Here is an 18,575-nt window from a genome sequence, read left to right on the forward strand (position 1 = left end):
CCTCGCGCCACCCCCTCATCCGGCGCTGCGAGCCCTCTTCTCCCCGATGGGGAGAAGAGGGCGTTCGCTGCGCCTGCGGCAACTCAAACGCGATAACCTTGTCTGTGGGGGAGAGGGGCTGCAGACGAGAGGTGGGTGTAACCTGCCGCGCCGAAGCGGAGAGCCGTCATGCATCTGCTGCTAGCCCAGAAGGGTACCATCGCCGATGGCAAGGAGGCGATCGATCTCGGCCAGTCGCCGGGCGACGTCCTGTTCCTGTCGGCGGCCGATACGGAACTGGCTTCGATCGCCGCCGCCCATCGCGGCCGGCAGGCGCGGGCCCGGCTGAGGCTCGCAAGTCTCGCCTCGCTCACTCATCCGATGTCGGTGGATACCTATGTCGAGCGCACGGCGCGGCATGCAAAGCTCATCGTCGTGCGGGCGCTCGGCGGCGCCAGCTATTTCCGCTACGTGCTGGAGGCGCTCCATGCCACGGCGGTGGCACACGGCGTCGCCATCGTGGCGCTGCCCGGCGACGACCGGCCGGACGAGGGACTGGCGCCGTTCAACCGGATCGCGGACGAGGACCGGCTGCAGCTTTGGGCCTATCTCACGGAGGGGGGCGCGGAGAACGCCGCCCGCTTCCTCGCCTATGCCGATGCGCTCGTCTTCGGCGGCGACAAGCCCGAGGCACCGGCGCCGCTGGAAAAGGCCGGCATCTGGTGGCCGGGGCGGGGCGTGGTCGATTTCGCGACGTGGAACAAGGTTTGCCTTTCACCCCGTGAACGGGGAGAGGGGGCGGAAGCGGCAGAGACAGAGCAAGGCTCCCCTTCGCCCCGCCTGCGGGGAGAAGGTGCCCGAAGGGCGGATGAGGGGCATTCGGACGCGATCGTTTCGACCCCGGCACCCCCCTCTGTCCTGCCGGACATCTCCCCCTCAGGGGGGGAGATCGGCGAGCCGCTGCCCGCATCGCCCCTATCCGAAGCCGCGTTCGCGGCAAGCGACGCTGCGTTTGTGGCTGGACGCGCGCACCATCCGATCTCCCCTCCCGAGGGGGAGATGCCCGGCAGGGCAGAGGGGGGTAATTTCGCGCAGCCGAGTGCTGCGGCGGGGCGCGTAGCTCCGGGCGTGGCCTCCGACCCCTCGACCGTCGCCATCTGCTTCTACCGCGCCTATGTCCAGAGCGGTGAGACGCGGCCGGTGGAGCTTCTGATCGAGGCGCTGGCGGCCGAGGGCGTGCGGGCGCTGCCGGTCTTCGTCTCCAGCCTCAAGGATCCGGCTTCGATCGAGATCGTGCGGACGGCGTTTGCCGCCGCGCGGCCGGAGGCGGTGCTCAACGCGACGAGCTTCGCCGTCTCCGCACCCGGTAGCAACCGCAGGCCGACGGTGCTGGACGAGGCCGGCGCGCAGGTGTTGCAGGTGATCTTTTCCGGTTCCTCCCGCGAGGCCTGGCAGGCGTCGGGCCAGGGCCTGACGGCGCGCGACCTCGGCATGAACGTGTCGCTGCCGGAGGTGGACGGCCGGATACTGGCGCGGGCCGTCTCGTTCAAGGCGGCCGCCCGCTGGGACGCCGAGGTCGAGACGAACATCGTCAGTCTCGAACCGGTCGAGGACCGGATCCGCTTTTCGGCCCGGCTGGCGGCCAACTGGGCGCGGCTGCGGCGGGCAGGGGCTGGCGAGCGCCGCGTCGCGCTGGTGATGGCGAACTATCCGAACCGTGACGGCCGGCTCGGCAACGGCGTCGGGCTGGACACGCCGGCGGGCACGCTCGAGATCCTGCGAAAGATGAAGGCGGACGGCTATGCGGTCGCCGACCTGCCTGCCGACGGCGATGCGCTGATCGCGCACCTGATGGCGGGGCCGACCAATGCGGCGAACGACGGACGCGAGATCCGCGAGACGATTTCGCTGAATCAATACAAGCGTTTCTTTGCGTCTCTTCCCAGGGTGATTCAGGACGAAGTGACGGCCCGCTGGGGCGCGCCGGAGGCGGATCCCTTCGTGGCCGGCGACGTTTTCGCGCTGCCGCTCTGCCGTTTCGGCGGGACGCTGGTCGGCATCCAGCCGGCGCGCGGCTACAACATCGACCCGAAGGAAACCTATCATTCGCCGGACCTCGTGCCGCCGCACGGCTATTTCGCCTTCTACGCCTATCTGCGGGAGGTCTGCGGCGTCCACGCGATCGTCCATGTCGGCAAGCACGGCAACCTCGAATGGCTGCCGGGCAAGGCGCTGGCGCTGTCGGAGGCCTGCTATCCGGAGGCCGTCTTCGGTCCGGTGCCGCATCTCTATCCCTTCATCGTCAACGATCCGGGCGAGGGCACGCAGGCCAAGCGTCGCTCGGCCGCCGTCATCATCGACCACCTGACCCCACCTTTGACGCGGGCGGAGACCTACGGGCCGCTGAAGGACCTCGAGGCGCTGGTGGACGAATACTACGACGCCTCGGGCGGCGATCCGCGGCGGCTTCGGCTCCTGAGCCGGCAGATCCTCGACCTCGTCCGCGACATCGGCCTCGACCAGGATGCCGGCATCGCCCGCTCCGACGGCGAGGAGGCGGCGCTGCAGAAGCTCGATGCCTATCTCTGTGACCTGAAGGAAATGCAGATCCGCGACGGCCTGCACGTCTTCGGGGTGTCGCCATCGGGCCGGCTCCTGACCGACCTGACGCTGGCGCTGGCGCGGGTGCCGCGCGGGCTGGGCGAAGGCGGCGACGCCAGCCTGCAACGGGCGATCGCGGCGGATGCGCTGGGTGGTGGTTCGGCTGTCGACATTGCTGCCACACGGGATGCACCCCCCTCTGCCCTGCCGGGCATCTCCCCCACAAGGGGGGAGATCGGTACCGGGCGAATGGCGGTGGTCCATGCGGATGGCAGCGGGCGCGGTGACGCGGTTGGTGCGGACGCGGCGGTTGACGGCCACGCTCGCGATGGGCGGGGCCTCACCCCATCGATCTCCCCCCTCGAGGGGGAGATGCCCGGCAGGGCAGAGGGGGGTAGCCCCCCGCACACGACATTTGACCCGCTCGACTGCGTGCCCTCCGATCCGTGGACGGGGTCGAGGCCGGAGATCCTGACTTCGCAGACCGACGCCCCATGGCGCACAGTCGGCGACACCGTGGAGCGTATCGAACTGCTGTCGACGAAGCTCGTTTCCGGTGAATTGCCTTGCCCGGATGGCTGGGAGGCGACGCGGGCGGTGCTGGACCAGGTCGGACGGTCGATCCGCCCCGCCATCGAGGCCTGCGGCGAAGCGGAGATGACGGCGCTGATGCGCGGGCTCTCCGGCCGCTTCGTCGAGCCCGGCCCGTCCGGCGCGCCGACGCGCGGGCGTCCGGACGTGCTGCCGACGGGGCGCAACTTCTATTCCGTCGACAGCCGCGCCGTGCCGACGCCGGCGGCGTGGGAACTGGGCAGGAAGTCGGCGGAACTGCTGGTGACGCGCTATGCGCAGGACCATGGCGAATGGCCGACCTCGTTCGGCATCACCGCCTGGGGCACCGCCAACATGCGCACCGGCGGAGACGACATCGCCCAGGCGCTGGCACTGATCGGCGCGAAGCCCGTGTGGGACACGGTCTCAAGGCGGGTGACCGGCTACGAGATCATCCCACCCGCGCTTTTGCGCCGGCCGCGCGTCGACGTCACGCTGCGCATCTCCGGCTTCTTCCGCGACGCCTTTCCCGAACAGATCGCGCTGTTCGACCGCGCCGTGCGCGCGGTCGGCGCGCTGGACGAGGACGGGGAGGACAATCCGATCGCAGCGCGGATGCGGGCCGAGGCTGCGGCCCTTGCCGGCGAGGGCGCCAGCGAAAGCGAGGCGCGGGCCATGGCCGGCTACCGTGTCTTCGGGGCCAAGCCCAACACCTATGGCGCCGGGTTGCAGACGATGATGGACGAGGGGCTGTGGCAGGACCGGGGTGACCTTGCCGAGGCCTGGCTTGCCTGGGGCGCGCATGCCTATGCCGGCGAGGGCGAGGACGTTTCCAGCCGCGACCGGCTGGAGGCGCGGATGAAGAGCCTGCAGGCGATCGTCCAGAACCAGGACAACCGCGAGCACGACCTGCTCGACAGCGACGAATACTATCAGTTTGAGGGCGGCATGGCGGCCGCGGTCGCGCACCTGACGGGATCGCAGCCTGTCGTCTACCACAACGACCATTCGCGGCCGGAGAAGCCGGTGGTGCGCACGCTCGAGGACGAGATCGGCCGCGTCGTGCGCGCCCGCGTCGTCAATCCGAAGTGGATCGACGGCATGATGCGCCATGGCTACAAGGGCGCCTTCGAGCTTGCCGCGACCGTCGACTTCATGTTCGCCTTCGCTGCGACCACGGGTGCGGTGAAGGATCATCATTTCGAGGCGGTCTACACGGCCTATCTTCTCGACGAGCACGTGCGCGACTTCCTGGCCGAGAAGAACCCCGCAGCGCTGAAGGAGATGTCGGATCGCCTGGTCGAGGCAATCGACCGCCGGCTGTGGTCGCCGCGTTCAAACTCGGCGCGGTTCGCCCTGGAGGAGATCGCCGGCAGGAGGAGGGCATCATGAGCGGGCTTTCCGGACGCTGCCTGTGCAGGTCGGTGCGTTTTGAGGTTTCCGGCCCCATCATCCGCACCGGCCATTGCCATTGCGAGAGCTGCCGGCGGGCGACGTCCTCGCCGGTGACGATGCCGAAACACGAGAATTGAGGAGCACGCCATGAGCGATACCGATACCGACACTGTCAAAGAGGTAGGCAATGAGGCCGGCATGACCGAGGCCGAACTCGCGCGCCATTCGGAGAAGATGGCCAAGAAGAAGCAGGCCCGCGAGAAGATCATGGCCACCAAGACGGACGAGAAGGGCCTGGTCATCGTCCATACCGGCAAGGGCAAGGGCAAGTCGACCGCCGGCTTCGGCATGATCTTCCGGCACATCGCCCATGGCAAGCCGTCGGCCGTCGTGCAGTTCATCAAGGGCGCGATGAAAACCGGCGAGCGCGAACTGATCGAGACGCATTTCTCCGATCTCTGCCAGTTCCACACGCTCGGCGAGGGCTTCACCTGGGAGACGCAGGACCGGGCGCGCGACGTCGCCATGGCGCAGAAGGCCTGGGAGAAGGCGAAGGAGCTGATCCTCGACGAGCGCAACTCGATGGTTCTGCTCGACGAGATCAACATCGCACTGCGCTACGACTATATCGACGTCAACGAGGTCGTGGCGTTCCTGCAGGCGCAGAAGCCGCACATGACGCATGTCGTCCTGACCGGGCGCAATGCCAAGGACGAGCTGATCGAGATCGCCGACCTCGTCACCGAGATGGAGCTGGTCAAGCATCCGTTCCGCTCCGGCATCAAGGCCCAGATCGGCGTCGAATTCTGATCGGGCCCGCGATGCCTGCTGGCTAGAAGCCCAGCCAGGCGCGCAGCGGATTGGCGGGGTCGGCCAGGAGGCGAAGCGCGAGCGCCATGCTGGTGACGACCAGAAGCGGCTTGATGATCCTTGCGCCCTTTCGCATGGCGAAGCGCGAGCCGACCTGTGCGCCGAGGAACTGGCCGATGCCCATGGTGATGCCGACTTTCCAGAGCACGACACCATAGCCGAGGAAGAAGGCGAAGGCGCCGGCATTGGAGCCGAAGTTCAGAAACTTGGTGTTGGCCGTCGCCTTGAGGATGCCGAAGCCCGCGAGCGAGACGAAGGCGAGCATGAAGAACGAGCCGGTGCCGGGGCCGAAGACGCCGTCGTAGAAGCCGATGAGCGGCACCACCGACAGGGTGAAGGCCAATTCCGACAGGCGGCGATGCTTGTCGACGTCGCCGATGCTCGGCTTCAGCGCGAAGTAGAGCGCAATCCCGAGGAGCAGGAAGGGCAAGACCGCCCGCAGCGCCTCGCCGGGAATGACGGTGGCGAGCGCGGCGCCGAACGCCGCGCCGATCGCGGCCAGCGCGGCCATCGGCAATTGCCGCTGGACCTCGACATGGCCGGCGCCGGCATAGGCGACCGTGGCGGAGCCGGAACCGAACAGCGACTGCAGCTTGTTGGTGCCCAGCGCTTCCAGCGGCGGGATCCCGGCGATCAGCATGGCGGGGATCGTGATCATGCCGCCGCCGCCGGCGATGGCATCGATGAAGCCGGCGACAAAGGCTGCGAGGAACAGGAAGAGAAGAATCTGCAGTGTGACGTCGACCACGTGGGAGTCCGGGCAGGCTGGAGAAAGGAACGGCTCTCCTTGTCAGAACCGGCCGGCAAATGCAAAGCCGAAAGCGACGGGCGCGAAAAGCCGTGGTCATCGGCCCGCGTGTCGTCCGTTCCGCAGGGGGGCTCAGGCACGCAACCGGCCGCCCCTCTTTGGCGGCCGATTTCCACGACCATGCCGCTTCCGTTCCATCCGACGGCGCAATCCCGTTTGACCGCGAAATGCCGCTTCGGTAAACAGGTCGGACATGCGGCGGTGCCCTTTGCCGGGCCGGACAGGTGCCTGGAGCGGCCGACCCTCGAAGGGGCCAGACCCGGGGCTGCCGAGACGGATCACCCGCACCGCGCATGTCCAGGGGGAACGAGGACAGCGGGATGACGCAGGCGGTGCAGGTGAACGACGGTGCGATATCCTCGCTCGTACTGGGTCTTGGCTGCGAGCGCGGAACGGCTGCGGCCGAGGTGATCGGTTTGGCCGAGGAAGCGCTGCGCGCCGCCGGGCGGGATCGCCGTCTTGTGCTGATCGCCTCTCTCGATACCCGTGCCGGGGAACCGGCGATGCTGGCTGCAGCCCGGCGCTTCGACGTTCCGTTCCGCACCTTCGATGCAGCAAGGCTCGAGGCCGAGACCCCGCGGCTCGCCAATCCCTCGGATATCGTCTTCCGCCATACCGGATGCCATGGCGTTGCCGAGGCCGCAGCGCTCGCCGCGGCCGGCGCCGGTGCGCGGCTCGTCGTGCCGAAGGTGCGCTCTGTGCATGCGACCGCTGCGATCGCGGAATCTTTTCAACCGATTGCGAAAGTTTCCTCAGATAATGAGTCCGCCTCTTCGGTCGCGGTTCGGTCAGCGGTGAGGGCCGGCTGATGGATGCACTGTTTTCCTCCCTGCCCGAACTGGAGCCCGGAAGCGTCTGGCTCGTTGGCGCAGGTCCGGGCGACGCCGGGCTGCTGACGATGCTGGCCGTGCACGGGTTGCGTCAGGCCGACGTCATCGTGCACGACGCGCTCGTCAACGCCGATTGCCTGCGGTTCGTAAGGCCCGACGCCACGATCGAGTTCGCCGGCAAGCGCGGCGGCAAGCCCTCGCCGAAGCAGCGCGACATCTCGCTTCGGCTGGTGGAACTCGCGCGGGCCGGCAAGCGCGTCCTGCGGCTGAAGGGGGGCGACCCGTTCGTGTTCGGCCGCGGCGGCGAGGAGGCGCTGACGCTGGTCGAGCACAGGATCGCCTTCCGCGTGGTGCCGGGCATCACCGCCGGTATCGGCGGGCTCGCCTATGCCGGGATCCCGGTGACGCATCGCGAGGTGAACCATGCGGTGACATTCCTGACCGGGCACGATTCTTCGGGCGTCGTGCCCGATCGCATCGACTGGGCGGCGATCGCTGCCGGCTCGCCGGTGATCGTCATGTACATGGCGATGAAGCACATCGGCCAGATCTCGGCGAAGCTGATCGCCGCCGGCCGTTCGCCGGACGAGCCCATGGCCTTTGTCTGCAATGCCGCAACCGCGGGGCAGGCCGTGCTGGAGACGACGCTTGCGCGTTCGGAAGCCGACGCGGCAGCCTCGGGACTGGAACCGCCGGCAATCGTCGTGGTCGGCGAGGTCGTCCGGCTGCGCGGCTCGCTCGACTGGCTCGGCGCGCTGCGCGAGGGCAGGGTGCTGGTGCCCGATCCGCTCGGCGCCCGCACGCTGAAGGACCCCGCATGAGCGGGCTGATGATCGCAGCCCCGGCTTCCGGCTCGGGCAAGACGACGGTCACGCTCGGCCTTCTGCGGGCACTGTCGGACGCGGGCGTCGCGCTCTCGCCGGGCAAGGCCGGTCCCGACTACATCGATCCCGCCTTCCATGCCGCCGCCGCCCGTTCGGTCTGCCTGAACTACGATCCTTGGGCGATGCGGCCGGAGCTTTTGGTCGACAATGCCGCTGGACAGCAGCGCGGCGACCGGCTGCTCCTCGTCGAGGCGATGATGGGGCTGTTCGACGGGGCCGCCGACGGCAACGGCGCGCCGGCCGACCTCGCCGCGATGCTCGAATTGCCGGTGGTGCTGGTCGTCGATTGCAGCCGGCTGTCGCACTCGGTCGCCGCCCTCGTGCAGGGCTATATCCGCTTCCGCGACGACGTTCACGTCGGCGGCGTGATCCTGAACAAGGTCGGCAGCGAGCGCCATGAGGCGATGCTGCGATCGGCTCTGGAAAAGGCGGGCATCGCGATCTTCGGCGCGATCCGGCACGATCCCGCGCTGGCCCTTCCCGAGCGCCATCTCGGACTGGTGCAGGCCGGCGAGCATGCGGGGCTGGAGGCGTTCGTCGGACGGGCGGCGGAGACCGTTCGCCGCAGCGTCGACCTCGAGGCACTGCTGGCCATGGCCGGGCAGGGCGGGGTGTCGGCCGCCGTGGGCGATGTGGCGCGCCTGCCGCCGCTCGGCCGGCGCATCGCGGTCGCTCGCGACAACGCGTTTGCCTTCATCTACCCGCATCTGCTCGCCGGGTGGTCCGGGCAGGGCGCAGAGATCTCCTATTTCTCGCCGCTCGCCGACGAGGCGCCGCAGGCGGGGTGCGATGCGGTGTTTTTGCCCGGCGGCTATCCCGAACTGCACGGCGCCCGCCTGGCCGATGCCGGACATTTCCGTGATGCCCTGCGCGCTGCGGCCGGGCGCGGCGTGCGGATCTACGGCGAATGCGGGGGCTACATGGTGCTGGGCGAGGGGCTGGTCGATGCGGAGGGGACCCGGCACCGCATGCTCGGCCTGCTGCCGCTCGTCACCAGCTTTTCGGAACGCCGACGGCAGCTCGGCTACCGGCGGCTGAGCCCGCTTCCGGGGTCGGGTTTCAGCCATGCGATGACCGCGCATGAGTTCCACTATTCGACCGTGGCGCGCGAGGGCGAGGCCGATCGGCTGTTCTCGGTGGCTGACGCGACGGGGCAGGATCTCGGCGTCGCGGGCCTGCGCCGGGGCAACGTCGCCGGCTCCTACATGCACGCGATCGACCTTGCGGAGGAGAGACGATGACCGAGGCGCCGATCCAACACGGCGGCGGCATCTCGGCGGCGGCCGAGCGTCATGGCGGGCGGCCGGAAGACTGGCTGGACCTGTCCACCGGCATCAATCCACGCCCGGTGGCGCTGCCGGCGATCGACGCTGCCGCCTGGCACCGCCTGCCGGATCGGGGAAGGCTCGACGAGACGCGGCAGGCGGCCGCCCGCTACTACGGCGCAAGCAACTGCCTGCCGCTGCCGGTTCCCGGAACGCAGGCGGCGATCCAGTTGCTGCCGCGGCTGGTGCCCGCGGGCCGGCGCGTCGCCATCCTGTCTCCGACATACGGCGAATATGCGCGCGTGCTGCGCGCGGCAGGATGCGCCGTGGATGAAATCGGCACGCTCGACGGTGTCCGTGACGACCACGGGCTCGTGGTGGCGGTCAACCCCAACAACCCTGACGGTCGCCTGCATCGGCCGGAGGAACTCTTGCAGGTGCGCCAGCGGCTGGCGCGGTCGGGCGGCATGTTGGTGGTGGACGAGGCTTTCGGCGACATGGAGCCCGCGACTTCGCTCGCGGCCCATGCGGGTGCCGCGCCGGGACTGGTGGTGTTCCGTTCCTTCGGCAAGTTCTTCGGCCTTGCCGGACTGCGGCTCGGCTTCGTCCTGGGCGAGGCGCGCCTGCTTGCGGATTTTTCCGAGTGGCTCGGTCCCTGGGCGGTCTCCGGGCCGGCCCTGACGATCGCGACGCGCCTGATGGCGGGCGACTGTGCGCCGATCCGGCAGTCGATCACAGAACGCAAGACGGCGCTGGATGCGGTGCTGCGGCAGTCGGGGCTCGATGTCGTAGATGGGACGGCGCTGTTCTCGCTCGTCTCGCATCCGCGGGCGGCGGATATCTACGAGGCGCTGTGCCGGCAGCATGTGCTCGTGCGGCCGTTCGCCTATGAGCGGAGCTGGCTGCGCTTCGGGCTTGCCCCGGACGAGAGCGCCGATCGTCGTCTGGCCCAGGCCCTGACACAGGCCCCGGCCCCCGCCCCGGCTTTGGCCGGAGCGCCCGCGCGGCCCGGCGCCTGAGCGAAGGGGCTTCTTCCATGACCCTCACGCTGATCGTCCTCGCCGCCGCCCTGGTGATCGACCGCATCGTCGGCGATCCGCCGAAGCTCTGGGAGCGGCTGCCGCATCCGGTCGTGGTGTTCGGGCGGGCCATCTCTTTCGTCGACCGGTTGTTCAACGCCAAGCGAATGACGCCGGAGACGCGGCGTTTCAACGGTGCGGTGGCGATCGGCGCGCTGCTTGCGGCGAGCATGCTGGCCGGATCGGTGATCCACGGCCTGCTGGGCCTGCTCGGCTGGGTCGGGCTTGTCCTCGAAGCGGCCGTCGTCGCGCTGTTCCTTGCCCAGAAGAGCCTCGCCGACCATGTGGGCGCGGTGGCGGACGGGCTGCGGCAAGACGGGCTCGCGGGCGGGCGGCGGGCGGTGTCGATGATCGTCGGCCGCGATCCGGCGACGCTGGACGAGCCGGCGGTCTGCCGGGCGGCGATCGAGAGCCTTGCGGAGAACTTTTCCGACGGCGTCGTGGCGCCTGCACTCTGGTATGCGCTGCTGGGGCTGCCGGGACTGCTGGCCTATAAGATGCTCAACACGGCCGATTCGATGATCGGCCACCGGAACGCGAAATACCTGGAGTTCGGCTGGGCCGCCGCCAGGCTCGACGACCTTGCCAACTGGCCGGCGGCGCGGCTCTCCATCGTGCTCATCGCCCTGGGCACCCGGGTGGCGATCGGCGGGCGGGCGGCGCGGGCGGCGCTCGACCTGGCCCTGCGCGACAGCAGCCTGCACCGCTCGCCCAATTCGGGCTGGCCGGAGGCGGCGATGGCGGGCGCGCTCGGCATCGGGCTTGCCGGTCCGCGCGTCTATGGCGGCGTGCGGGTGGACGAGCCGATGATGAATGCGGCCGGACGCACCGCCGCGACGCCGGACGATATCCGCCGTGGGATCAGGGTGTTCAACCGCGCCTGCGATGCGCTGGTGCTATTCGCGCTTGCCGGTGCGGCCATGGCGGCGATCGTCTAGGGGCCTGATGCCACGGAAATCTCGGAACTGCCGGCAGGCCAGGCGGACAATGCCTGTTCGGCGACGGCTTCCAGCCGGTCGCGGCTGAAGCCGGCCTTGGCCTGAACCGCCATGCCATGCGTGACGGCCATCAGGAATGCCGCAAGGGCCTCGGGCCTCGCCGTCTGCGGCAGGTCGCCTTCGGCCCTTGCCCGTTCGAAGCGTTCACGAAGCTGCGCCTCGGCGACCGCGCGTGCTTCTATCAATGTCTGTCGCACGGGTTCCGCCTCATCCGATCCGGCCAGCGCCCCGTTGATGACGAGGCACCCGGTATGATCGGGGTAGCGGGTGTTGAGATCGAGCGCACCGTAGAGGATGCGTGCCGCGACGTCCCGGGCCGTCGGTCGGTCGAGCGCTTCGGGCAAGTAGTCGAAGTACCGCTCGCAATAGCGATCCAGGGCCTGGCGGAAGAGCGCTTCCTTGTTGCCGAATGCCGAATAGAGGGCGGGTCGCTCCACACCCGTGGCCTCGGTCAGGTCGGTGTAGGAGGCCCCCTCGTAGCCCTTGCGCCAGAAGACGCACAGCGCGGCATCCAGCGCTTTCTCCACGTCAAATTCGCGATGACGTCCCATATGTCCGATCCTGTCTTTTCATAATGACCGTTATTAAACCACTTGACGATGCGGGTCAAATTTCATACCGATCGTTATCGTAACGATTATTATTAAACGGGCATGCCGCTTGCAGCGGCGCCCGATGGCGATGGAAGGGATTCGCTCATGTCGAACATATTGAAGGGCAAGGTCGCGCTCGTGACCGGAGGCTCGCGCGGGCTCGGCGCCGCTGTGGCGGAGGCACTTGCCGACCAGGGGGCGGATGTGGCGATCAGCTACGTTGCGTCGGCCGACAAGGCCGAAGCCGTGGTTGGAAAGCTAAAGGCGAAAGGGGTCAGGGCCCTCGCAATCCGCAGTGACCAGGCGGACATGGGGGCGGCCAAACCGCTGGTCGAGACGGTGGCGGCGCATTTCGGCCGGCTCGACATCCTCGTCAACAATGCGGCGATCGCCGTGCAGGGCAGGACGGTCGACGACCCCGAACTCGACACGGTCAACCTCGATCGCCAGTGGCAGGTCAACGTCATGGGTGCGGTGGCGACCACGCGCGCGGCGGCGCCGGTGCTGCCGGACGGCGGCCGGATCATCTTCATCGGCTCCCTGCTGGGCAGCCGCGTCCCGTTCGCCGGCGTCGCTGACTATTCCGGAACCAAGGCGGCCATCGCCGGATATGCGCGGGGCGTCGCCCGCGACCTCGGCGGACGCAACATCACGGTCAACGTCGTCCAGCCCGGCATCATGCCGACAGACATGGCGGCCGAAGTGCGCGACAAGCTGCCCGACGCGGTCATGGACCTGCATCCGATCCGCCGGATCGCGACGCTCGAGGAGGTGTCGGCCACTGTCTGCTTCCTGGCGGGACCGAACGGCGGCTACATCACGGGCGGCGTGATCGACGTGGCCGGCGGCCTGCAGGTGTAGCGCCCAAGGGCGGGCGCCCGCGAGGGCGTCCGCCAGAACCGCTTGTGGGGATGGCGAGCGTATCTGGGAAGAGCGGGCGTGCCGTCGCAGCCGGCTCAGTCGACGCCGGCGAACTGCTGCAGGCGCTCGACGTCGGGGACCGTGACGTGCCGGTTGTTCTCGATGCGGATGACGCCTTCCTTGCGCAGTTTGGTGAACTGGCGGCTGACGGTCTCGATCGTCAGGCCGAGGAAATCGGCGATATCGGCGCGCGACAGCGGCAGGTCGAAGGCGGAGCCGTCGACGGTTTCCGGATCATAGTGCGTGGCGATCAGGAACAGGAAGCTTGCCACCTTTTCCTGCGCGTTCTTGCGGCCGAGCGTCAGCATCCAGTCGCGCGCCTCGTCAAGCTCCTTCAGCACCTGCTGGTGCAGCCGGTGTTCGAGATCCGGCGAGCGGGCCACCATGCGCTCCAGCAGGTGGCGCGGGAAGGTGCAGATCTCCGCATCCGTCGCCGCTTCCGCGCTGTGCGGGCTCTCGGCGGCGAAGGGGCGGCCGAGGAAATCTGGGGCGAACTGGAGGCCAACGATCTGCTGGCGGCCGTCCGGCATCATCCGGGTGAGCTTGACGACGCCGCGCATGATGTTGGCGCAGGTCGACAAATCCTCGCCCTGGCCGACGACCTCGGTGCCGGCCTGCAGGCGCCTGCGGCTGGAGTGCTTGCTCAGTTCCCCCAGTTCCTGGGCCGAGAGCGCGCCGCACGCGCCGCCGTGGCGCGCCTCGCAGGCACGGCAGACGACGGGAACGTCGGAGCTGTGAATGTCACTGCGCTGCATGTCCATCGAAATCGCCTTTTCCTGACATCGAGTTGCCATGGCTCACCAGTGGACGAGAATCGAAAGGGAGACAATGCGACATTGTTACCTCTTCCGTCTCGCTGCCACTCGGGCTGCTATTGACGATTGTTAAGTCGAATTCGGGTGGTTCGACTTGATCGAAATCAATTCGCGATGCGTCTGCTGCAGATTTCGGCAGAGTTTTGCCGCAAGTGCAAGGCGGTCGACGTTCGGGCAACAGGCCACAGCCAATTTGCAGCGCGCCCGGAACAGCCCATTGGCAATTCCGCCCAATTTACTTATAGGATCGCGCAACAAAGGATTTTAAGAGGTACTGGCGTGACAGCTACATTTGACAAGGTTGCCGACATCATCGCGGAAACCAGCGAGATCGATCGCGAAACCATCAAGCCCGAGAGCCACACGATCGACGATCTCGGCATCGACAGCCTCGACTTCCTCGACATCGTCTTTGCGATCGACAAGGAGTTCGGCATCAAGATCCCGCTCGAACAGTGGACGCAGGACGTCAACGAAGGCAAGGTGGCGACCGAGGAATACTTCGTGCTGAAGAACCTCTGCGCCAAGATCGACGAACTGCGCGCCGCCAAGGCGTAAAGGCCGGGGCCGCAGCACGCGGCCATCCGCATCCCGTTTTCGGGCGCTGACGGCCTGCCGGACCTGGCAGGCCTTTCACGTTCCGGACCCCGGTTACATCGAGGTAACCCGGCCGCAAGATAGGTATTCGATGCTGCTTGAATATTTCCAGATGATCGACCGGGTGGAAACGGTGGACGCCGAGCGCAAGACGCTGACGGCGCGCTCCGTCGTTCCTTCCAAAAGCCCGGTCTTCGAAGGACATTTTCCCGGCATGCCGCTGGTTCCGGGCGTGCTCCTGATCGAGACGATGGCGCAGGCCTCGGGCTTTCTGGTCCTTGCCGCCACCAATTTCGCGGCCATGCCGTTCCTGATGTCGGTCGACGGCGCCAAGATGCGCACCTTCGTCGAACCCGACGCCGTGCTCGACATCGAGGCGGTGCTGGAGCACGACGGCTCGGGTTTCGCCGTCACCAAGGCGAGGATCACGTCCGGCGGCAAGAAGGTCTGCGACGCGCAGCTGAAGCTGCGCACCGTGCCGTTCAGCGAAGTGCCGCTCGGCGATATCGTGCGCAAGCGGGCCGAGGAACTCGGCCTTGTGGACGCCCTTGCCGCATCAGGCGCCGCAACGGGCAATTCAAGAGGAACAGACGCATGACGAAGGCGCCGAACGACGTCGTCATTACCGGCATCGGCATCGTCACCTGCCAGGGTGTCGGCACCGAGCCGCATATCGCGCTGCTCAAGGCCGGGAGTGGCCCGCAACTGAAGATCGAGGCGGAGCGCTTCGCGCCCTATCCGGTCCATCCGATGCCGGAGATCGACTGGTCGCAGCAGATCCAAAAGCGCGGCGACCAGCGGCAGATGGAGAACTGGCAGCGGCTCGGCGTGTTCACCGCCGGCCTGGCGCTCGACGATGCCGGGCTGAAGGAAGATGCCGAGGCCTGCGGCACGATGGACATGATCGTGGCGGCTGGCGGCGGCGAGCGCGACATCAATGTCGATTCCCTGATCGTCGACGAGGGGCTGAAGCGCAACGACCGCGAACGGCTCCTGAACGAGAAGCTGACCACCGAACTGCGCCCGACGCTGTTTCTCGCCCAGCTCTCCAACCTGATGGCCGGCAACATCTCGATCGTCCACAAGGTCACGGGCTCCTCGCGCACCTTCATGGGCGAGGAAGCGGCCGGCATCAGCGCCATCGAGACGGCGTTTTCGCGCATCCGCGCCGGCCAGTCGACGCATACGCTGGTCGGCGGCGGCTTCGTCGCCGAACGGCCGGACGTGATCCTGCTCTACGAGGCGCTCGGCGCGCATGCGACCGGCGGCTGGACGCCGCTGTGGTCGCGCGATCCCGAGGCCGGCGGCGGCATCATTTCCGGTTCGGCCGGCGCCTTCCTGGTGCTGGAGCAGCGGGCGCATGCCGAGGCGCGCGGCGCGCGCATCTATGCCACGATCGAGGATATTGGCGGCGACCGCGGCAGCCGCGACGACGGGCGGCTGGAGCGCCGCCTCGACGCGCTCGCCGAGCGGGCGGGCGGCGAGGACGGGGCAACCGTCGTCTTCTCCGGCGCGTCGGGCATCAACGATCTGTCGACCCGCGAAAAGACCTGGCTGGAAGGCCGTTTCCCGAACGCTCCGGTGCGCGGCTATGCCGGCGTGACCGGCCATGCGCTGGAGAGCCAGTTCCCGCTGGGTCTCGCGCTCGCGGGTCTCGCGCTTGCGAGCGAGGCGAAGGTGCCGGCTTTCGATCCGGCGGGTGAGAGCGGGATGGACCGGGCCGCCGAGACCGCGATCGTCACCACGGTCGGCCATCACCGCGGCGAGGGCGTCGCCATCCTGAAGGCAGAGAAATAAGAGGACGGGCGCATGACCAAGGCAGCCTACAGGGACCATCTCGGACGCCCGATCGTCGCCGTCACCGGCATGGGCGTCATCACCTCGCTCGGCCAGGGGCTGAAGGACAACTGGACGGCCCTTTCGGGCGGCGTGTCCGGCATCCACGGCATCAGCCGCTTTCCCGTCGACGGCCTCAACACGCGGATCGCCGGTACGGTCGATTTCGTCGAGCTGCCGGCCGAGAATCCGGTCGAGCGTTCCTATTTCTATGCCCGCGAGACGACCGAGGAAGCGCTGGCGCAGGCCGGGCTTTCCGGCGATTTCGGCGGGCCGCTGTTCCTGGCCGCTCCGCCGATCGAGCCGGAATGGAGCGCGCGCTTCGCGCTCGCCGACCGCGCCCCGGCCTCGCAGCGCCCGGGTGATGCCTATGACCGCTTCCTGACGGTGTTGCGCGACAAGCCCGATCCGGCGCTCTACGAAGCCTGGCTGTTCGGTGCGATCTCCGAGCGGCTTGCCGACCGCTTCGGCACGCGCGGCCTGCCGGTGACGCTGTCGACCGCTTGTGCCTCCGGTGCGACCGCGATCCAGCTCGGCGTCGAGGCGATCCGCCAGGGCCGCACCGAGCGGGCGCTGACCGTCGGCACCGACGGTTCGGTCACCGCCGAGGCGCTGATCCGCTTCGCGCTGCTGTCGGCGCTCTCGACCCAGAATGACCCGCCGCAGAAGGCCTCCAAGCCCTTCACCAAGGATCGCGACGGCTTCGTGATCGCCGAAGGGGCGGCGACGCTGGTTCTGGAATCGCTGGAATCGGCGATCGCCCGCGGCGCCCGCGTGCTCGGCATCATGAAGGGCTGCGGCGAGAAGGCGGACCATTTCCACCGCACCCGGTCCTCGCCGGACGGCGGACCGGCGATCGCGACGATCCGGGCGGCGCTGGAGGATGCCGGCATCGCCGAGGACGGCATCGGCTACATCAACGCGCACGGCACCTCGACGCCGGAAAACGACAAGATGGAGTATCTCTCCATGTCGACCGTGTTCGGGGAAGGGCTTGCGAAGATCCCGGTCTCCTCCAACAAGTCGATGATCGGTCACACGCTGACGGCGGCCGGCGCGATCGAGGCGGTGTTCTCGCTGCAGACGATGCTGACGGGCACGCTGCCGCCGACGATCAACTACCAGAACCCCGACCCGACCATCGTTCTCGACGTCGTGCCGAACGTGAAGCGCGACAAGCAGGTCTCGGCCGTTCTGTCGAATTCCTTCGGCTTCGGCGGCCAGAACGCCAGCCTGGTGATGACGGCGGAGCCAGCCTGACGAAACGGAAGCGGAGAGGCGGGCCGATGTCCGCCTCCGGCCGACACCGGAGGGCGAACGTGCGAGGGGACCGTGCCGCCTGCCGTTCTCTCGCAAAAGGTGTTCCGATTCTTTGGGGCATGCGCTAGAGGAACGATCCGAAACGCGGCGTAGCCGGCCGAACGGGCGGTTGGCGCCGAACGACGGCGATGGCCGCGCCTGCCGGTGCCACCTGACGCCGCCCATGAACATCATGCCGCGACTGCGGCGAAGGACGGAAAAATGCGCGCATTGCAGCTACTCGACGACCGCAAGCTCGAACTGACCGACATTCCGGAGCCGGAAGCCCCCGGTCCGGGCGAGGTGACGCTCCGCGTCAAGGCGGTGGCGCTGAACCATATCGATGTGTGGGGCTGGCGCGGCATGGCGTTCGCCAAGCGCAAGATGCCGCTCGTCATCGGTGCGGAGGCCGCCGGCGTCGTCGACCAGATCGGCCCGGGTGTTGCGAACGTCCTGCCGGGACAGCTGGTCTCGGTCTATGGCGCGCGCATCTGCGGGCTGTGCAAGCCCTGCCGCGAGGGGCGCGACAACCTCTGCGAACACGTCGGCGGGGTGCACGGCTTCCATCTCGACGGCTTCGCGCAGGAGAAGATCAACATCCCCGCCCGCCAACTCGTTCCAGCGCCGCCCGGCATCGATGCGGTTGCTGCGGCCCTTGCGCCCGTCACCTTCGGCACGGTCGAGCACATGCTGTTCGACAATGCGAAACTCGAGCCCGGCGAGACGATCCTCGTCCATGCCGGCGGATCGGGCATCGGCACGGCGGCCATTCAGCTGGCCAAGAAGATCGGCTGCACCGTCATCACCACCGTCGGCTCCAACGACAAGATCGAGAAGGCGAAGGCGCTCGGCGCCGATCACGTCATCAACTATCGCGAGGACCGCTTCGAGGGCGTCGTGCGCAAGCTGACGAAGAAGAAGGGCGTAGACGTCGTCTTCGAACATGTCGGCAAGGATACCTGGGCCGGCTCGATGCTCTGCCTGAAGCGCGGCGGCCGCCTCGTCACCTGCGGCTCGACGTCCGGCGTCTCCACCGAGATGAACCTGATGATGCTGTTCCAGCAGCAGCTGAAACTGCTCGGCTCCTTCGGTTGCCGCATAGAGAACATGGCAAACGCCATGCAGAAGATGGCCCGCGGCATCGTCCATCCGGTGATCGATACCGAGGTGACCTTCGACGGGATCGCGACTGCGCTGGAGCGGATGGAATCGCGCCAGATCTTCGGCAAGATCGTGCTCAGGCTGGACTGACG

At 68.0% G+C, this 18,575-nt stretch carries 16 protein-coding genes; 13 read left to right on the forward strand and 3 right to left on the reverse strand.

What is annotated here, in order from left to right; translation table 11 throughout:
- The first annotated feature begins 168 nt into the window (after positions 1-168).
- Both cobN and cobO read left to right on the forward strand, forming a co-directional pair.
- Positions 169-4,524: a cobaltochelatase subunit CobN gene (cobN, locus tag OCK02_RS12425; RefSeq protein ID WP_263813327.1), complete on the forward strand. Its 4,356-nt coding sequence runs from the start codon at positions 169-171 to the stop codon at positions 4,522-4,524.
- 150 nt (positions 4,525-4,674) lie between these two features.
- On the forward strand, positions 4,675-5,337 hold the full coding sequence (gene cobO / locus OCK02_RS12430; RefSeq protein WP_412178815.1) for a cob(I)yrinic acid a,c-diamide adenosyltransferase: 663 nt from the start codon (positions 4,675-4,677) through the stop codon (positions 5,335-5,337).
- Between the two features lie 22 nt (positions 5,338-5,359).
- Here the strand turns inward: cobO and OCK02_RS12435 are convergent, their stop codons facing one another.
- The gene (locus OCK02_RS12435; RefSeq protein ID WP_263813328.1) at positions 5,360-6,145 is read right to left on the reverse strand and encodes a TSUP family transporter; all 786 of its coding nucleotides are present in this window, start codon (positions 6,143-6,145) and stop codon (positions 5,360-5,362) included.
- A 380-nt stretch (positions 6,146-6,525) separates the two neighbouring features.
- Between OCK02_RS12435 and OCK02_RS12440 the strand changes: the two genes are divergently transcribed.
- Genes OCK02_RS12440 through cbiB form a run of 5 tightly spaced genes read left to right on the forward strand, consistent with a single transcriptional unit; the run spans position 6,526 to position 11,201 of the window.
- A complete protein-coding gene (locus OCK02_RS12440) occupies positions 6,526-7,014 on the forward strand; it encodes a cobalamin biosynthesis protein (RefSeq protein ID WP_263813329.1) in 489 nt (162 codons plus the stop codon).
- A complete protein-coding gene (gene cobA / locus OCK02_RS12445; RefSeq protein WP_263813330.1) occupies positions 7,014-7,856 on the forward strand; it encodes a uroporphyrinogen-III C-methyltransferase in 843 nt (280 codons plus the stop codon). Before OCK02_RS12440 ends, cobA begins: the two co-directional genes overlap by 1 nt.
- Positions 7,853-9,160: a cobyrinate a,c-diamide synthase gene (locus OCK02_RS12450; protein ID WP_263813331.1), complete on the forward strand. Its 1,308-nt coding sequence runs from the start codon at positions 7,853-7,855 to the stop codon at positions 9,158-9,160. Before cobA ends, OCK02_RS12450 begins: the two co-directional genes overlap by 4 nt.
- Entirely contained in the window at positions 9,157-10,203 is a 1,047-nt protein-coding gene (gene cobD, locus OCK02_RS12455; protein WP_263813332.1) for a threonine-phosphate decarboxylase CobD, read from the forward strand. The genes OCK02_RS12450 and cobD overlap by 4 nt, the downstream gene beginning before the upstream one ends.
- Positions 10,204-10,220: 17 nt before the next feature.
- On the forward strand, positions 10,221-11,201 hold the full coding sequence (cbiB, locus tag OCK02_RS12460) for an adenosylcobinamide-phosphate synthase CbiB (RefSeq protein ID WP_263813333.1): 981 nt from the start codon (positions 10,221-10,223) through the stop codon (positions 11,199-11,201).
- On the opposite strand, the gene OCK02_RS12465 is transcribed toward cbiB, so the two are convergent.
- Entirely contained in the window at positions 11,198-11,812 is a 615-nt protein-coding gene (locus OCK02_RS12465; RefSeq protein ID WP_263813334.1) for a TetR/AcrR family transcriptional regulator, read from the reverse strand. The two genes, cbiB and OCK02_RS12465, sit on opposite strands and share 4 nt — an antisense overlap.
- A 147-nt stretch (positions 11,813-11,959) precedes the next feature.
- Between OCK02_RS12465 and OCK02_RS12470 the strand changes: the two genes are divergently transcribed.
- A complete protein-coding gene (locus OCK02_RS12470; RefSeq protein ID WP_263813335.1) occupies positions 11,960-12,715 on the forward strand; it encodes an SDR family NAD(P)-dependent oxidoreductase in 756 nt (251 codons plus the stop codon).
- A 95-nt stretch (positions 12,716-12,810) separates the two neighbouring features.
- Here the strand turns inward: OCK02_RS12470 and OCK02_RS12475 are convergent, their stop codons facing one another.
- Positions 12,811-13,536: a Crp/Fnr family transcriptional regulator gene (locus tag OCK02_RS12475; RefSeq protein ID WP_263813336.1), complete on the reverse strand. Its 726-nt coding sequence runs from the start codon at positions 13,534-13,536 to the stop codon at positions 12,811-12,813.
- A 333-nt stretch (positions 13,537-13,869) separates the two neighbouring features.
- Here OCK02_RS12475 and OCK02_RS12480 point away from each other — a divergent pair, with 333 nt between their 5' ends.
- The 5 genes from OCK02_RS12480 (at position 13,870) to OCK02_RS12500 (ending at position 18,573) form a co-directional block, all read left to right on the forward strand.
- On the forward strand, positions 13,870-14,148 hold the full coding sequence (locus OCK02_RS12480; RefSeq protein WP_112599500.1) for an acyl carrier protein: 279 nt from the start codon (positions 13,870-13,872) through the stop codon (positions 14,146-14,148).
- 130 nt (positions 14,149-14,278) lie between these two features.
- Complete coding sequence (locus tag OCK02_RS12485) at positions 14,279-14,785, forward strand: 3-hydroxyacyl-ACP dehydratase FabZ family protein (protein WP_263813337.1); 507 nt, start codon at positions 14,279-14,281, stop codon at positions 14,783-14,785.
- Entirely contained in the window at positions 14,782-15,984 is a 1,203-nt protein-coding gene (locus OCK02_RS12490) for a beta-ketoacyl-ACP synthase (protein WP_263813338.1), read from the forward strand. Before OCK02_RS12485 ends, OCK02_RS12490 begins: the two co-directional genes overlap by 4 nt.
- A 12-nt stretch (positions 15,985-15,996) precedes the next feature.
- Entirely contained in the window at positions 15,997-17,283 is a 1,287-nt protein-coding gene (locus OCK02_RS12495; RefSeq protein WP_230805129.1) for a beta-ketoacyl-ACP synthase, read from the forward strand.
- Positions 17,284-17,544: 261 nt separating this feature from the next.
- A complete protein-coding gene (locus OCK02_RS12500; RefSeq protein WP_263813339.1) occupies positions 17,545-18,573 on the forward strand; it encodes a zinc-binding dehydrogenase in 1,029 nt (342 codons plus the stop codon).
- The last annotated feature ends 2 nt before the right edge of the window (positions 18,574-18,575 follow it).

The organism is Rhizobium sp. TRM96647 (assembly GCF_025780115.1).
In the GTDB taxonomy this organism is placed as follows: domain Bacteria; phylum Pseudomonadota; class Alphaproteobacteria; order Rhizobiales; family Rhizobiaceae; genus Mycoplana.

Coding starts and splice junctions, on each gene's coding strand:
- cobN (WP_263813327.1), top strand. CDS start 169: ATGCATCTGCTGCTAGCCCAGAAGGGTACCATCGCCGATGGCAAGGAG.
- cobO (WP_412178815.1), top strand. CDS start 4,675: ATGAGCGATACCGATACCGACACTGTCAAAGAGGTAGGCAATGAGGCC.
- OCK02_RS12440 (WP_263813329.1), top strand. CDS start 6,526: ATGACGCAGGCGGTGCAGGTGAACGACGGTGCGATATCCTCGCTCGTA.
- cobA (WP_263813330.1), top strand. CDS start 7,014: ATGGATGCACTGTTTTCCTCCCTGCCCGAACTGGAGCCCGGAAGCGTC.
- OCK02_RS12450 (WP_263813331.1), top strand. CDS start 7,853: ATGAGCGGGCTGATGATCGCAGCCCCGGCTTCCGGCTCGGGCAAGACG.
- cobD (WP_263813332.1), top strand. CDS start 9,157: ATGACCGAGGCGCCGATCCAACACGGCGGCGGCATCTCGGCGGCGGCC.
- cbiB (WP_263813333.1), top strand. CDS start 10,221: ATGACCCTCACGCTGATCGTCCTCGCCGCCGCCCTGGTGATCGACCGC.
- OCK02_RS12465 (WP_263813334.1), bottom strand. CDS start 11,812: ATGGGACGTCATCGCGAATTTGACGTGGAGAAAGCGCTGGATGCCGCG.
- OCK02_RS12470 (WP_263813335.1), top strand. CDS start 11,960: ATGTCGAACATATTGAAGGGCAAGGTCGCGCTCGTGACCGGAGGCTCG.
- OCK02_RS12475 (WP_263813336.1), bottom strand. CDS start 13,536: ATGGACATGCAGCGCAGTGACATTCACAGCTCCGACGTTCCCGTCGTC.
- OCK02_RS12485 (WP_263813337.1), top strand. CDS start 14,279: ATGCTGCTTGAATATTTCCAGATGATCGACCGGGTGGAAACGGTGGAC.
- OCK02_RS12490 (WP_263813338.1), top strand. CDS start 14,782: ATGACGAAGGCGCCGAACGACGTCGTCATTACCGGCATCGGCATCGTC.
- OCK02_RS12495 (WP_230805129.1), top strand. CDS start 15,997: ATGACCAAGGCAGCCTACAGGGACCATCTCGGACGCCCGATCGTCGCC.
- OCK02_RS12500 (WP_263813339.1), top strand. CDS start 17,545: ATGCGCGCATTGCAGCTACTCGACGACCGCAAGCTCGAACTGACCGAC.